At 70.6% G+C, this 14,837-nt stretch carries 14 protein-coding genes; 9 read left to right on the plus strand and 5 right to left on the minus strand.

Features of this window, described 5'->3' with window-relative positions:
- Nucleotides 1–206: 206 nt before the first annotated feature.
- Nucleotides 207–536: a hypothetical protein gene (locus ACQP0P_RS41945; RefSeq protein ID WP_433367007.1), complete on the plus strand. Its 330-nt coding sequence runs from the start codon at nucleotides 207–209 to the stop codon at nucleotides 534–536.
- Between the two features lie 78 nt (nucleotides 537–614).
- Here the strand turns inward: ACQP0P_RS41945 and ACQP0P_RS41950 are convergent, their stop codons facing one another.
- Both ACQP0P_RS41950 and ACQP0P_RS41955 read right to left on the minus strand, forming a co-directional pair.
- The gene (locus ACQP0P_RS41950) at nucleotides 615–1,148 is read right to left on the minus strand and encodes a DUF4245 domain-containing protein (RefSeq protein WP_433367010.1); all 534 of its coding nucleotides are present in this window, start codon (nucleotides 1,146–1,148) and stop codon (nucleotides 615–617) included.
- Nucleotides 1,149–1,186: 38 nt separating this feature from the next.
- The gene (locus tag ACQP0P_RS41955) at nucleotides 1,187–1,792 is read right to left on the minus strand and encodes a TetR/AcrR family transcriptional regulator (protein ID WP_433367013.1); all 606 of its coding nucleotides are present in this window, start codon (nucleotides 1,790–1,792) and stop codon (nucleotides 1,187–1,189) included.
- A 94-nt stretch (nucleotides 1,793–1,886) separates the two neighbouring features.
- Between ACQP0P_RS41955 and glpX the strand changes: the two genes are divergently transcribed.
- Nucleotides 1,887–2,921: a class II fructose-bisphosphatase gene (glpX, locus tag ACQP0P_RS41960; RefSeq protein WP_433367016.1), complete on the plus strand. Its 1,035-nt coding sequence runs from the start codon at nucleotides 1,887–1,889 to the stop codon at nucleotides 2,919–2,921.
- Here the strand turns inward: glpX and ACQP0P_RS41965 are convergent.
- The gene (locus tag ACQP0P_RS41965) at nucleotides 2,918–3,433 is read right to left on the minus strand and encodes a DUF1707 SHOCT-like domain-containing protein (RefSeq protein ID WP_433367019.1); all 516 of its coding nucleotides are present in this window, start codon (nucleotides 3,431–3,433) and stop codon (nucleotides 2,918–2,920) included. The two genes, glpX and ACQP0P_RS41965, sit on opposite strands and share 4 nt — an antisense overlap.
- 366 nt (nucleotides 3,434–3,799) lie before the next feature.
- Here ACQP0P_RS41965 and ACQP0P_RS41970 point away from each other — a divergent pair, with 366 nt between their 5' ends.
- Nucleotides 3,800–4,936, plus strand: a complete 1,137-nt coding sequence (locus ACQP0P_RS41970) for an MFS transporter (RefSeq protein ID WP_433367022.1) — start codon at nucleotides 3,800–3,802, stop codon at nucleotides 4,934–4,936.
- Nucleotides 4,937–5,093: 157 nt separating this feature from the next.
- On the opposite strand, the gene ACQP0P_RS41975 is transcribed toward ACQP0P_RS41970, so the two are convergent.
- Entirely contained in the window at nucleotides 5,094–6,605 is a 1,512-nt protein-coding gene (locus ACQP0P_RS41975) for a PLP-dependent aminotransferase family protein (protein WP_433367024.1), read from the minus strand.
- Between the two features lie 67 nt (nucleotides 6,606–6,672).
- Between ACQP0P_RS41975 and ACQP0P_RS41980 the strand changes: the two genes are divergently transcribed.
- Complete coding sequence (locus tag ACQP0P_RS41980; RefSeq protein ID WP_433367027.1) at nucleotides 6,673–7,602, plus strand: DMT family transporter; 930 nt, start codon at nucleotides 6,673–6,675, stop codon at nucleotides 7,600–7,602.
- On the opposite strand, the gene ACQP0P_RS41985 is transcribed toward ACQP0P_RS41980, so the two are convergent.
- The gene (locus ACQP0P_RS41985; protein ID WP_433367030.1) at nucleotides 7,547–7,876 is read right to left on the minus strand and encodes a hypothetical protein; all 330 of its coding nucleotides are present in this window, start codon (nucleotides 7,874–7,876) and stop codon (nucleotides 7,547–7,549) included. The genes ACQP0P_RS41980 and ACQP0P_RS41985 overlap by 56 nt on opposite strands.
- A 251-nt stretch (nucleotides 7,877–8,127) precedes the next feature.
- Here ACQP0P_RS41985 and ACQP0P_RS41990 point away from each other — a divergent pair, with 251 nt between their 5' ends.
- The 5 genes from ACQP0P_RS41990 (at nucleotide 8,128) to ACQP0P_RS42010 (ending at nucleotide 14,698) form a co-directional block, all read left to right on the plus strand.
- A complete protein-coding gene (locus ACQP0P_RS41990; protein ID WP_433367032.1) occupies nucleotides 8,128–9,780 on the plus strand; it encodes a fumarate hydratase in 1,653 nt (550 codons plus the stop codon).
- Nucleotides 9,781–10,130: 350 nt separating this feature from the next.
- Nucleotides 10,131–11,309: a serine/threonine-protein kinase gene (locus ACQP0P_RS41995; RefSeq protein WP_433367035.1), complete on the plus strand. Its 1,179-nt coding sequence runs from the start codon at nucleotides 10,131–10,133 to the stop codon at nucleotides 11,307–11,309.
- A gap of 35 nt (nucleotides 11,310–11,344) precedes the next feature.
- The gene (locus ACQP0P_RS42000) at nucleotides 11,345–12,946 is read left to right on the plus strand and encodes a protein kinase domain-containing protein (protein WP_433367037.1); all 1,602 of its coding nucleotides are present in this window, start codon (nucleotides 11,345–11,347) and stop codon (nucleotides 12,944–12,946) included.
- A gap of 64 nt (nucleotides 12,947–13,010) precedes the next feature.
- Entirely contained in the window at nucleotides 13,011–14,402 is a 1,392-nt protein-coding gene (locus ACQP0P_RS42005; protein WP_433367040.1) for a class II fumarate hydratase, read from the plus strand.
- A gap of 155 nt (nucleotides 14,403–14,557) precedes the next feature.
- Complete coding sequence (locus ACQP0P_RS42010; RefSeq protein ID WP_433382376.1) at nucleotides 14,558–14,698, plus strand: hypothetical protein; 141 nt, start codon at nucleotides 14,558–14,560, stop codon at nucleotides 14,696–14,698.
- The last annotated feature ends 139 nt before the right edge of the window (nucleotides 14,699–14,837 follow it).

Consider the following 14,837-nt stretch of genomic DNA (forward strand, 5'->3'; position numbering starts at 1 on the left):
CGGGAAGGGGGCACAGGCGTTTGATGGACTTGGTCGTGTCCGCTCCGTGCAATGCGCCGGCGATGCTCCCGTCGGCGGAGCATGGCCCTCAGACCACATCGCAGTCGTCGCCGACCTGGCATCGAACACCCTTGATGTTCCCTGACCGATGTCGAACCGCCCAGCTCGAAGCCGACCAGATCTTCACCGAAGGGTAGGACCACCTCATGGCGGCCCGAGACCATGAACTTCTGCAAGCTGCCAAACACATCGCCGCCGCGCTGGGCTTTGCCCCCGATGAGGTCATGCGGCACGTCGTGGAACTGGGCCGCGGCGACCGCGCCGACTGGTCCAGCAGCGAACTCCTGCTGCTCGCTCTCGCTCGGCTGGCGACCGAGCCGCCGAACTCTCCTGGAGCGGCTGGGCGCGCTGAGACGATCGAGAACGTCGAGGCACCAAGCCTCGGCGTCATCCCGAGCAGGTCCGTCTCGGCCGAGGAGGGAAACATCAAGAACTCGACAAGGCGCCGCGCAGCCGAGTCATCGAGCACGGTATGAACGCAGACGGCACGTGGCCGGTCACAGCGGCGATTCCCGGCGCCCGGACCGCCCGCTGATCACTTCGGAACCACTCGGCTAGGAGTTGTTCCTCGGCTGCTGCTTGAGGGAGCCCGCCAGGGCGGACAGCTCGTCCCAGGGGGCGGTTCCGGTGACGACGATCGTGACGTCGGGCAGGAACCGTACGAGGGAGCGCTGGTTCTTGTCCTCGCGGACCCGCTGCTCCCAGGTCACGCCGTCGATCTGGACGGTCCCGGTGACCGTGGAGGTGTTGGAGAGCCTGCCGGCGAACTCGGCCGCGGGCTTCTCGTCGCTCTGGGCGAGCATCGCGTGGAAGCGCTTGGCGGTGGCGAAGCCGAGCTTCCAGGTGGTGGCGCCGTTCTCCCGGGTGCTCCGGGAGCTGTTCGGGACCCACCCGGCGGCGACGGGCTCGGGGGCCCACATCTGGAAGGGCGCCGTACGGCGCAGGTCGGCCAGCGCGATCGAGTAGTCGACCTTGGGGATGTGCTCGGTCCTGCTCTGCGGTGTGACCAGCAGGAACAGGCCGACGGCGGCCAGGCAGACCGCCATCGCGACCACATAGCCGTAGAAGCCCTGAGTGAACCTTCGCACGACTGTCGACACTATCTGTTCGGGAGGGTGGTCCGCCCTCAGGGGCGGCGGATCTGGGCGATGATGGCCAGCACGTCCTCGACGAGCGCCCGTGAGGCGTCCTCGTCGTCGGACAGGGCGACCTCGGAGACCGCGGCGGCGAGCGCCCCGGTGAGGACCACGACCAGCGCTCCCTCGTCTCCCTCGAACAGGGCGGCGTTGCGCTTGGCCCACTGCCGGAGCCGGTCGCGCACGATGACCTCGAACCCCGGCGGCCCGTCACCACGCAGGAACAGCGCGGAGATCTCCCGCTCGGCCAGGCAACCCTCCAGGTAGGCGCGGGCCCCGGCGATGAACAGCCGCATCGGATCGCTCTCGCCGGCCGCCCTGGCCTCACCGACCGCCTGCTTGGTCCGCTGGGTCTGCCGGGCCTGGAACTCGTCGAAGAGCGTGAGGTAGAGGTCGGCCTTGCCGGAAAAATGATGATAAAGACTTCCGACACTCGCTCCCGCGCGGGCGACCACGTCGGTGACCCCGGCCTCGGCGAATCCGCTTGTGACGAAAATCTCCCTGGCGGCGGACAGCAACGCGGCGCGCGTGGCGGCACCCCGCTCGGAGGTCCGCGCGCCCACGCCTTTCACCAGCTGTTCTGCGTCGCTGCTCATGGTGGGCACATTATCCTCCGCCGACCGGTCAGAGGGGCGCCAACTACGATCGTTGCATTATCCACGAGAGGGGTTTCCCACCATGCCCGATCAGATGTCCGATCAGACGTCCGTTCCTGCCGCCCTCGCCACGGGTGAGCACGCCCCTGATCGCAACCTCGCCCTGGAGTTGGTCCGCGTCACGGAGGCGGCCGCGATGGCCGCGGCCCGCTGGGTCGGGCGGGGTGACAAGAACGGCGCCGACGGCGCCGCGGTGAACGCGATGCGCCAGTTGATCAACACGGTGTCGATGCGCGGCGTGGTGGTGATCGGCGAGGGCGAGAAGGACAACGCGCCGATGCTCTACAACGGCGAGCAGGTGGGTGACGGCAGCGGCGCGGCGTGCGACGTGGCCGTCGACCCGATCGACGGCACCCGGCTCACCGCGCTCGGCATGCCCAACGGGATCTCGGTGATCGCGGTCAGCGAGCGCGGCTCGATGTACGACCCGTCCGCCGTCTTCTACATGGACAAGCTGGTCACCGGCCCCGAGGCCGCCTCGTCCGTGGACATCAACGCGCCGGTGGCCGACAACATCGCCGCGGTGGCCCGCGCCAAGGGCGGCGAGCCCTCGGACGTGACCGTGGTCGTCCTCGACCGGCCCCGCCACGAAAAGATCATCCAGGAGATCCGGGAGACCGGCGCCCGGATCAGGCTCATCACCGACGGCGACGTGGCCGGTGCGATCATGGCGGCCCGGGTGGGCACCGGTGTCGACCTGATGCTCGGCATCGGCGGCACGCCGGAGGGCATCATCGCCGCGTGTGCGCTCAAGTGCCTGGGCGGCGTCATCCAGGGCAGGCTCTGGCCGCAGGACGACGCCGAGCGCCGCCGGGCGCTGGACGCGGGCCTCGACCTCGACGCCACGCTGAGCACCGACGACCTGGTCAGGTCCGACGACGTGTTCTTCGCCGCCACCGGGATCACCGACGGCGAGCTGATGCAGGGCGTCCGCTACCGCGCGGGACGGGCCGTCACCAACTCCCTGGTCATGCGCGGCCGTTCCGGGACGATCCGGAAGATCGAGAGCGAGCACCAGCTCTGGAAGCTGCGGGCGTACAGCGCGATCAACTTCGACAGCGCCAGCTAGCGGCGGAACCAGGGGCGGCGAGGGCGCTTGGGGGACTTGGCCACGATGTTCCCGAGCGTGACGACGCCGGTGATCTCGATGACCGGGCCGTCGGGCGAGGCCGGGGGGACCTGGTTCTTCTTGCCCCCCATGAAGGACGAGGCGGGCATCTCGATCCGCACGCCCTCGGGGACGATCAGGGTGAGGGTGCCGCCCACCACGGTGACCTGCAGGGTCACCCGGCTGGACTGGAGCAGCGCCTCGCACAGGTCGAGCTTGACGTTGGCGCAGATCGCGGTGGCGGAGAAGCTGGTCGGCACGACCCAGCGGCCGCTGCGCTCCTGGGAGCCGAACAGGGCCGTCACCGGGCCGACGTCGGTGCGGAGCGGCTGTGCCTCGGGCGGGAGCAGGTCGGCGGTGAGTGCGGAGAGCTCTCCCAGCGTGCGGGCACGGTAGAGCGCTTCGGCGCGCTCGTCGTACTCGTCGTGGCCGAGACGCCCGTCGGCGAGCGCGTCGCCCAGTACGGCGGCCACCCTCTCTCGATCGGCATCTCCGGCTCTCAGGTCGGCGGGACGTGGCTCGGGGCTGTGACGGCGGGTGGCAGGGGGCCGGGGACTCTCCACACCTCGACCATAATCCCTGCCGGGGCTCCGGTAGCGTCGCCAGGTCACCGACATGTTCCGGAAAAGCGGACGGCCGGCACGGTGAGCTCGGGTCGTCGCCTCCCGAGCGCTCCGCCGATCCCTCCGTCTTATCGCAAACCCCGGCCCAGTAGGCAGAACCGGCAGGTAACCGGCCATTGACCGCCGGGTACGCCGCCCCTACTCTGACGAGAACCTGAACCCCCCTCATGTTCTTCGGAGGTCGTCGTGCCCCTCCCTCGTGACAGACAGGCGCGCGTGGCGACCTGGGCGGCGTTCTTCGTCCAGGGCCTCTGCTTCGCCACCCTGCTCACCCATGTGATCGACCTCCAGCACAGGTTCGGGCTCAGCGACGGCGACCTCACCCTGGTCCTGCTGCTCGTACCGGTGATCGCCGGTGCCGGCAGCGCGATCGCGGGCCCGCTGGCGAGCCGGTACGGCAGTGCCCCGATCCTGCGCGTATCCCAGGTCGGCGTCTGCGTCATCGTGGCGCTGTCCGGCTGGAACGGGCAGCTCGCCGGGCTGTACGCGCTCAGCGCCGCGTTCGGCCTGTTCGTCGGCGCGGTGGACGCGGCGATGAACATGCAGGCGGTCGCGGTGGAGCGCCGGTACGGCATGAGCGTGCTGACCGGCTTCCACGCCGTGTGGAGTGTCGGCTCGATGCTGGGCGCCGGATTCAACTCCGCCTTCAGCGCGCTCGGCGTCGAGCTGGGCTGGTCCTTCTCCGTCCCGGTGCTGATCGGCGCGGTGATCTCCGTGGTCATGCTCCCCCGCCTCTACGGGCGGGACGCCGAAAAGGCCGGTGAACAGGCCGCGCACGCAGCGGCCCGGGTGCCGTGGCGGCCGATCATCCCGCTCTGCCTGGCGATGGCGTTCCTGTACGTCGGTGACGCGGCGGTCTCCAACTACAGCACGATCTACATGGAGAAGGCGCTGACGGCGAGCGGCTGGCTGGTTCCCTTCGCCTACCTCGTCTACCAGGCGACCATGCTCCTGGCGCGGGTCCCCGGTGACCTCGCGGTACGCAGGTACGGACCCGCGCCGGTCGTCCGCGCGGGCGCGGTGATCGCGGCCGTGGGCACGCTGGGCGTCGTCGTCGCACCCGGCATCGTGGTGGCCGTCGTGTCGTTCGGCCTGATCGGCATCGGCCTGTCCGTCATCGCCCCGCAGTCGTTCTCGGCCGCCGGGCGCCTCGGCGCCGGGGCGGAGACCGCGATCGCGCGGGTCAACATGTTCAACTACGTCGGCTTCCTCGTCGGCGCCGCCGTGGTCGGCACCCTCAACGACGAGGTGAACGTCCGCGTGGCGTTCGTACCCGCCGTGGTCCTGGTGGCCCTGATCGTGTTCCTAGCCAGGGGTTTCCAGCCGGAACCGGAACTCGCCGCGCGCCCCTAGGAGGCTGGTGTTTTTCGCGCGAAGTAATCTTGGTCCCTCCACCAAGCCGTCAAAAACGGTGAGGATCGGGAGCACACACTCCACTTGGAGGCCGAATCTGCCTCCGGAATGGACGCTCTGTGGGTGTGACGCTCCACCATGATCGCTAAGCGGCCGTTTAACACCAGCCTCCTAGGGCCCTGGCGAGGGCGCGGACCGCCTGGTCCGCGCGGTGTCCGGGCAGGCGGGCGAAGCCCATCAACAGCGCGGGCGGGCCGGGGGCGTACCGCATCGGCCCCACCGGCTCGACCGCCAGCCCGCACTCCTCGGCCCTGGCCACCACCGATGCCTCGTCCCAGCCGTACGGCAGCTCGGCGAGCAGGTTGAGCCCGGCGGAGACGCCCCGCACGGTGATCTCGGGAAGATGCTCGCCGAGGGCCAGCACCAGGGCGTCGCGGCGGGCGCGGTACTGCCGGCGCATCCTCCTCAGGTGCCGGTCGTAGTCGCCGGTGGCCACGAAGTCGGCCAGGACGTACTGCTCCAGGACGGGCGACCCCATGTCCAGCTCACCGCGGGCCAGCCGCAGCGACCCGGCGATCCGGGGCGGCGCGACCGCCCAGCCCAGGCGGAGCCCTGGGGCCAGCGACTTGCTGACGCTCCCGACCAGGACCACCCGGTCGGCGGCCAGCCCCTGCAGGCAGCCCACCGGGTCGCGGTCGAAGCGGAACTCCGCGTCGTAGTCGTCCTCCAGGATCATCGCGCCGGTCGCGACGGCCCACTCGATCAGCTCGGCGCGGCGGCGGGGCGAGAGCACGACCCCCGTCGGGTACTGGTGCGCGGGAGTGAGCATCACCGCCCGCGCCCCGGTCTCGGCCAGTGCCCCGACATCGATGCCCTCGTCGTCCACGGGGACGGCGACCAGGTCGGCTCCCGCCGCGCGGAGCAGCGGTAGCTGGCGCACCCCGGCCGGATCCTCGACCGCCAGCAGGATCCGGCCCGGGGAGGGCACCGGGTACTCGACCCGCTGGACGAACCAGTCGAGGTCGTGCCGCGCCCGAGCCCGGGGAAGCCGCCCCGCGAGCGCCTGGACCGTGAGGCTCAACCCCTGAGCCACCCCGCCCACGATCACCAGGTTGTCCGGGACCACATCGGCCGCCCGGACCCTCCCGAGGTAGGCGGCCAGTTCCTCGCGGAGCGCGGAGACACCGCCGGGGTCGCCGTAGTCCAGGGCCTCGACGGGCAGCGCGGCGAGCGTACGCCTCATCGAGGCCAGCCACCGCTCCCTGGGGAACGCCCCCAGGTCGGGCGCGGTGGAGCGGCGCCCGTGATACGGCTCGCGGCCCTCCGCAGGGCTCGTCGGCCCGGGATCGGCGGGCGAGGGCGCGCTGTCCGGCGGCTGGGAAAGGCCGCCGGCAAGACCACCGGGAAGGGCCGCCGGGCGGCCGGCGGCCGGGGCCACCGTGGTGCCCACCCCGGTCCTGGAGATCAGGAAGCCCTCGGCGACGAGTTGCTCGTACGCCTCGACCACCACCCCCCGGGAGAGCCCGAGGTCCCTGGCCAGCTCGCGGCTGGCGGGCAGCCGGACCCCGGCCGCCAGGCGTCCACGCCGCACCGCCTCACGGAGCTCGCGGGCGATCTGGGCGGCGACGCCGCCCGCCGCACGGTCGACGACGAGATGCAGATCGGCCAATTGGTCCTCTGTTTCGATGCTTCATTGGACCCGACAGGGGAGCCATTGGCTTCCTAGCATTCCGCACATGAACGTGGATGTCAGCACCGCCTCCCGGCCGGAGTTACGCGGCCTGAGCGAGGCCGCGGGAGCGATGTTCCTGGTGGGAACCCTGGCGGGGGTCTCCGGGGTGATCGGGGACTATCCGGTCTACGGCGGCCAGGCCATGCGCTACCTGCTGGCGGCCGCGGTCCTTCTCGCGATCACCCGGATGGCGGGGCTGCGGTTCGTGCGGCTCACGCCTCGTGAGACGGCACTGCTGGCGACGCTCTCCCTGACGGGGCTGGTGATCTTCAATGTGTGCGTGATCGAGGCCACCCGGCACGGCGGCCCGGCCCTGGTCGGCACCGTCCTCGGCACCGTGCCGCTGGCACTGGCCCTGCTCGGCGGGCGCCCCTCACCCCGGCTCCTGCTGGCGGCGGCGGTCGTCGTCACCGGAGCCACGGTGGCCACCGGGCTGGGCAGCGGTGACCTGGCCGGACTGCTCTGGTCGCTGGGCGCGCTGGGCTGCGAGATCTGCTTCTCCATGCTGGCCATCCCGCTGCTGCCGAAGCTGGGCGCCGTGCGCGTCTCGGCCTATTCGGCGGCGCTGGCCGTGCCACTGCTGGTCATCGCGGGCCTGCTCGCGGACGGCACCGCGATGATCCGGGTGCCGACCGCACCCGAGATCGCGGGCCTCGGCTACCAGTCGCTGATCGTGACCACAGTGGCGTTCCTCCTCTGGTACGACGCCCTGCCCCGGCTCGGCCCGGGGACCGCGGGACTGTTCGCCGGGCTGATCCCGGTCGGCGCCATCGTCACCGGCGCGGTCCTCGGCCTCGGTGCGCCCTCGGTGCCCGACCTGCTCGGCGCGGCACTGGTGGTCACCGGCATCGTCATCGGCCTCAGAGCCGGTGCGCCCACTACCGGGGCAGGTTCACCGCCTGCGAAGACGCGTCGTCCTGCGGGGGCAGGCTGACCCGTTCGGTGAGCTTGTCGGCCCGCTGCAGGGGCACCGCCCCCTGGTGCGGGGGCAGGATCGCCTGTCCGGACTCGGCGCTGATCCGCTGCCTGGGGACAGTCCGCCGAGAGTCCGGCCAGCTCACCGGCCACTGGGGAGTCCGCCCGTTGCCTTCCTTGATGCTCGTCAGCGTGATGGCTATCAGTGATATGGCGAGACCGGCCACCACGAAGACGGCCACGAGGATCAGCAGGATGATGTCACCGGTCATGATGGTGTTTCCGATGTCCATGATGTCTCCCAACCTCCACCGGACGCTCGGCCCGGCCCCTTTCCAGCTTCTCTCGTTTCTTCGGACATGTGTGGACAAAAGACGCATATGCCATTAACTCTTGTCCCAAATATGTAGTTTTCATACGATCTGTCCCCTGGTGCTCGCACAGAGAAGGGGAGAGTCGCCTCCCGCCCGACCGCGAAGGTCGGGCACGATCGCGAGGGCCGTACCCTCTAGGAAAACGGCGCCCGCACGGAGGACCTACGACGATGCCCGAGTTCGACTACACCGACCTGCTTCCCATGGGACCGGACGAGACGGAGTACCGCCTGATCACCACCGAGGGGGTGCGGGTCGTCGAGGCCGCGGGGCGCAGGTTCCTGGAGGTCGAGCCCGAGGCACTGCGACTGCTCACCGAGACCGCCGTCCACGACATCTCCCACTACCTGCGGTCGTCCCACCTGGCCCAGCTCCGCAAGATCATCGAGGACCCCGAGTCGAGCGGGAACGACCGCTTCGTCGCCCTCGACCTGCTGAAGAACGCCTCGATCTCGGCGGGCGGCGTGCTTCCGATGTGCCAGGACACCGGCACCGCGATCGTGATGGGCAAGCGCGGCCGCCACGTGCTCACCGACGGCGCCGACGCCGAGCACATCTCCCGCGGCGTCTACGACGCCTACACCCGGCTGAACCTGCGCTACTCCCAGATGGCCCCCATCACCATGTGGGAGGAGAAGAACACCGGCTCCAACCTCCCCGCGCAGATCGAGCTCTACGCCGAGGACCCGCTCGGCCACCCCGACGAGTACAAGCTGCTGTTCATGGCCAAGGGCGGTGGCAGCGCCAACAAGTCGTTCCTGTACCAGGAGACGAAGGCCGTGCTCAACGAGAAGCGGATGCTCCAGTTCCTGGAGGAGAAGATCCGCTCCCTCGGCACCGCCGCCTGCCCGCCGTACCACCTGGCGATCGTCGTCGGCGGCACGTCCGCCGAGTTCGCCCTGAAGACCGCCAAGTACGCCAGCGCCCGCTACCTGGACTCCATCCCCACCGAAGGCTCCCCCGCAGGCCACGGCTTCCGCGACACCGACCTGGAGGCCAAGGTCTTCGAGCTCACCCAGAGGCTCGGCATCGGCGCGCAGTTCGGCGGCAAGTACTTCTGCCACGACGTCCGCGTCATCCGCCTCCCCCGCCACGGCGCCTCCTGCCCCGTCGCCATCGCGGTCTCCTGCAGCGCCGACCGCCAGGCCCTGGCGAAGATCACCCCCGCGGGGATCTTCCTGGAGCGGCTGGAGACCGACCCGGCCAGGTTCCTGCCGGAGACCACGGACGAGCACCTGTCGGACGACGTGGTGAAGATCGACCTCAACCGCCCGATGCAGGAGATCCTCTCCGAGCTGACCAGGTACCCGGTCAAGACCCGCCTGTCGCTGACCGGACCGCTCGTGGTGGCCCGCGACATCGCGCACGCCAAGATCGGCGAACTGCTGGACGCGGGCGGCGAGATGCCGCAGTACCTCAAGGACCACGCGGTCTACTACGCCGGCCCCGCCAAGACCCCCGAGGGCTACGCCTCCGGCTCCTTCGGCCCGACCACCGCCGGCCGGATGGACTCCTACGTCGAACGCTTCCAGGCCGCCGGCGGCTCCAAGATCATGCTTGCCAAGGGCAACCGCTCCAAGCAGGTCACGGACGCCTGCAAAACCCACGGCGGCTTCTACCTCGGCTCCATCGGCGGCCCCGCCGCCCGCCTCGCCCAGGACTGCATCAGGAAGGTGGAAGTCCTGGAATATCCCGAGCTGGGCATGGAGGCCGTCTGGAAGATCGAGGTCGAGGACTTCCCCGCCTTCATCGTGGTCAACGACAAGGGCGAAGACTTCTTCACGGACACGACCGGGCCCGTCCTGAGCATCGGCCGCCGCTGACCGCCACCGGCCTTCCCCGGACTCCGTGACACCGGCGCCCGAGGTCGACGAACTCGACCTCGGGCGCCCGCCAACGATCTTCGATGCCGGAAATATGCTTATTACCTGCAGTATCGCTGCATACGTCCCGATTATCGGGAGAAGCTGTGGCCCCTCGCAATTTGTCAGATATCACGCAGCGCTTCCCAACAGTTACGAGCGCGAAAATCTGACCGAAGTTGGCAAGAAGATTCGGCCCGGTCTCTACTGGTCTCATTACGCAAATCGGTAAGCTGCACCACATGCGTGCGCCGCCCGGATACCTTCTTGCAGCGCGCTACCGGCTGTCAGAACCGGTTGGGCGCGGTGGCATGGGCACTGTCTGGCGCGCACATGACGAGTTGCTCAACCGCGAGGTGGCCGTCAAGGAGGTCCGCCTCCCCCTGATCCTCGATGAGGATCTCCGCGCCGAGCTGTGCGCCAGGACCGAACGCGAGGGACGGGCGACCGCGATGGTCGCCCACCCCTCGGTCATCACGGTCTTCGACGTCGTCACCGAGGACGAGCGCCCCTGGATCGTGATGGAGCTGCTCCGCGCCAGATCGCTGGAGCAGCTCCTGCAGGACCACGGCCCGCTGCCGCCACGCCAGGTGGCGGAGATCGGCCGCCAGGTCCTGGGGGCGCTGCGCGCCGTGCACGCCAAGGGGATCCTCCACCGCGACGTGAAGCCCAGCAACGTCCTGGTGACCGACGACCGGGCGGTGCTCACCGACTTCGGCCTGGCCGCGCTGGAAGGCGACGTGTCGATCACCCAGGCGGGCATCGTGCTGGGCTCGGCCGGATACATCGCCCCCGAGCGCGTGCTGGGCGCCAAGGCCAGCCCGTCCGGCGACCTGTGGTCACTCGGCGCGACCCTCTACACCGCCGTCGAGGGCCGCGGCCTGCACGGCCGCCGTACGGCCGCGGCCGCGCTCGCCGCGCTGACCAGTGGCGAGCCGATCCCCATGGAGCGGGCAGGCCCGCTGACGCCGGTGCTGCGGGGCCTCCTCACGATCGACCCGAACTCCCGGCTCGACACCGGACGGGCCTCGCTGATGCTCGCCCGGGTGGCGGCCGGCGGGCTGGTCGAGGATTCCTTCACCATGCCTCCGGCCCGGCCCGACGTCAGGCCCGCACGGCCCGATGTCAGGCCCGACATCAGGCCCGCCAGGCGCCCCGACGGCAGGCCGCCCATGGGCGGGTCCGGCGGGACCCCGGTTCCGCCGTTCGGCCGTCGCTCCCAGCACCGCGGGCTGCACCGGTTCGGCTCGGTGCCGGCGCCGACGTCGGCGCCTCGGCTCTCGTCGCCCATGTCGGCCCCGCCGCCGTCCGGGCCGATGTCGGCACCGGTGCCCCAACCTCGCGCGCACTGGCGCCCTGGCGAGGGCGTACACAGAAAGCCGGCGGATGTTTCGCCAAACTATCGCCCATTTGTCCGTTTTATGACACCCCTTATAAGGTTGATGCTCCCGCGTCTTCTCTGGCCGAGGGAACTCCGTAAGCGCGGGTAAAGCGCTTCTCAAGGTGGAATGGCTATCTTCTTCTCATGCCGGAACAGCAGATGCGCGTGCTCGCGGACCGTTACGAGCTGATCGCGCCGCTCGGCCGGGGCACGATGGGCACAGTGTGGAAAGCCCGTGACCGTTCCCTCGGCCGTGAAGTCGCGATCAAGGAGATCCGTCAGGAGCCCGGCCTCAGCGAGGCGCAACGCGCCGAACTTCGGGAACGGATGATCCGCGAGGGGCGCACGGCCGCCCGTATCAGTCATCCCTCGGTGGCCACGGTGCACGACGCCATCGTCGAGGATGGCAGCCCCTGGATCATCATGGAGCTCGTGCAGGCACGCTCCCTGGAGCAGGTGATCGAGGAGGAGGGGCCGCTCCCGCCCCGCCTGGTCGCCGAGATCGGGGCCGACCTGCTGGGGGCGCTCCGCGCGGCCCACGCCCAGGGAGTGCTGCACCGCGACGTCAAGCCCGGCAACGTGCTGATCACCGAGAACGGCCGGGTGGTTCTCACCGACTTCGGCATCGCCAAGGCCGAGGGCGACACGAGCCTCACCAAGACCGGCATGGTGATCGGCTCTCCCGGATACACCGCGCCCGAGCGGGCCCGCGGCGAGCACAACGGACCCGAGTCGGACCTGTGGTCCCTCGGCGCCACGCTGTACTTCGCGGTCGAGGGCCGCCCGGCCTACGAGCGGGCCTCGGTGGCGGAGACCCTGGCCGCGCTGATGAGCGAGCAGGTCGACCCGCCGACCCAGGCGGGGCCACTACGCCCGGTGCTCGAACAGCTGCTGGAGAAGGACCACACGGCGCGGCTGACAGCCGCTCAGGCGGGCGCGATGCTCCGGGCCGTGGCGGACACCCCCTCGCACCTCGCGGACTCCATCCCCCCCGCCCCCGCCCCCGCACCGCCCCCTCCCGCCTCGGAGACACCCCTCGCACCGGACGCGGAGGAGGACGACGACACCGACGGCTTCGACGCCGACCGCACCATGGTGGTCATCCGCCCCAAGGGCGGCCTGCGCATCCCCGGCGGAACGGCGCCCGCCGCGGAACCCCCCGCCGCGGCCCCCGGCCGCACGACGGCCTCGCCCTACCCGGACAGCCCGCCCCTCGCGGAGCCGGGCGGGCCGGTCCCGGGGCGAGGGGGCCCTTCCGGTCTCGGGACTCCGGTCGCCCGGGGACCCGCGACCGCGGGTCGCGGCCCGGGCGCCTTCGGGCGGCAGGGGGACGAGCACGGATTCCCCGACAGCGGAAAGCCGGATCTCTCCGCCACCCCGCCGCACGGCTTTCCCCCGGTCGATCCGGAGTTCGGGGCGCCCGTCGCCGGACGCCCGGAAGCTCCCGCCGCCCCGCCGCACGGCCCGCTCCCCGGCAACCGGCCCGCCGGCCCGGGAGCCCCGATGTCCTCGCAGCCCTGGCGCCCGCCGGGGCCCGACTCCTCCGACGGCGCCTTCGGCCGCTCTCCCGGCCTGGGCACCGACCTGTTCGCGATCGCGGGTCAGAACGGCCGGCACACCCCCGGCGCCCCCGGGGAGCGGCAGGCCCCCTCGAAAAAGCCCCCGATCGGCATCCTCGTCCTCATGGGCGTGGCCGCGATCGCACTGGTAGTGATCATGATCCTGGTGGTGGCCGCCTTCTCCTGAGGACTCCCCCGTAAGAACCCGCACCCGCCGGTTTGATTCACTCCCTGGGACGCAGACTGGACGTATGAGCGAGTATCGGATCGAGCATGACTCGATGGGCGAGGTGCGGGTGCCTGCGGGCGCGAAGTGGCGGGCGCAGACCCAGCGGGCGGTGGAGAACTTCCCCGTCTCCGGGCGCGGGCTGGAGGTTCCGCACATCTCCGCACTCGGCCTGATCAAGGCCCTCTCCGCCGAGGTCAACGCCGAACTGGGGGTGCTCGACAAGGAGATGGCGCAGGCGATCGCCGAGGCCGCCACCGACGTCGCGGAGAACGAGTGGGACGGCGAGTTCCCCGTCGACGTCTTCCAGACCGGCTCCGGCACCTCCTCCAACATGAACGCCAACGAGGTGATCGCCACCCTCGCCGAGGAGCGGCTGGGCCGCCCCGTCCACCCCAACGACCACGTGAACGCCTCACAGTCGTCCAACGACGTGTTCCCCACCTCCATCCACGTCGCCGCCATGACCGAGGTGTCGTACCACCTGCTCCCCTCCCTACGGCACCTGGCCACCGCGCTGCGGGACAAGTCACTGGAGTTCGACGGCGTGGTGAAGGCGGGGCGCACGCACCTGATGGACGCCACCCCGGTCACGCTGGGCCAGGAGTTCGGCGGGTACGCCACGCAGATCGACAACGCCATCGGGCGGGTGCGCGGCGCGCTTCCGCACCTCGCCCAGCTGCCCCTGGGCGGTACGGCGGTCGGCACCGGCGTCAACACCCCTCCCGGCTTCGCGGCCAAGGTCATCGAGAAGCTGCGCGAGGCCACCGGGCTGCCGTTCTCCGAGGCTCCCGACCACTTCGAGGCCCAGGGTGCCCGGGACGCCATCGTGGAGCTCTCCGGCCAGCTCCGTACGGTCGCGATCTCGCTCAACAAGATCGCCAACGATCTCCGCTGGATGGGTTCCGGTCCCCGGGCGGGGCTGGGCGAGATCAACCTGCCCGACCTCCAGCCCGGCTCGTCGATCATGCCGGGCAAGGTCAACCCGGTCGTCCCCGAGGCGGTGACCATGGTCGTCGCCCAGGTCGTCGGGAACGACGCGGCCATCGCCTTCTCCGGCGCCTCGGGCACGTTCGAGCTCAACGTGATGCTCCCGGTCATCGCGCGCAACATCCTGGAGTCCATCCGGCTGATCGCCAACGCCTCCCGGCTACTGGCCGACCGGTGCGTACACGGCATAACCGCCAACACCGACCGCCTGCGCGAGTACGCGGAGTCCTCGCCGTCGATCGTCACCCCGCTCAACCCCTACGTCGGGTACGAGGAGGCCGCCAAGATAGCGAAGCAGGCCCTGGCCGAGCGCAAGACCATCCGCGAGGTCGTCATCGAGCGCGGCCACGTCGCCAACGGCGCCCTCACCGAGGAACGGCTCGACGACCTGCTCGACGTGCTGTCCATGACCCGGCCTCCGTCCTAGCTGCCACCTACCGCGCCTCCGCCCGCCACGGTCGCCCGGACGCGCCCCGCCGCGCCGGGTCGCGGCTCCCTTCCCCGCCTCGCGAGGCACCACCTGACCGGCCCACGCCACCGCGAGATCCGTCGGACGAGGCCAAGCGCGCGCTGATCCGCGCCCTGTTCACCAGGACCGGGGAGGCACTCGATCTCCCCGCCGAGGACCTGGAGATCGTGATCCTGGAGTCGCCCAAGGTCAACTGGGGCATCCGCGGCCTCCCCGGCGACGAGCCGGCGCTCAGGTATCCGGTCACCATCTGAGACACCGCCTTCCCCTCGGCGGTGGCCGGCCCGGGAGGCTCGTACTCCGGCACGCATCGGCATCTCCCCGAACCGGGCGGGAGGGCGGAGTCAGGCCACATATACCGGGAATGGAGTGTGGGGGTGGGCGACATGGGCT

It is taken from the genome of Streptosporangium sp. CA-115845, from assembly GCF_050943795.1.
Lineage (GTDB): Bacteria > Actinomycetota > Actinomycetes > Streptosporangiales > Streptosporangiaceae > Streptosporangium.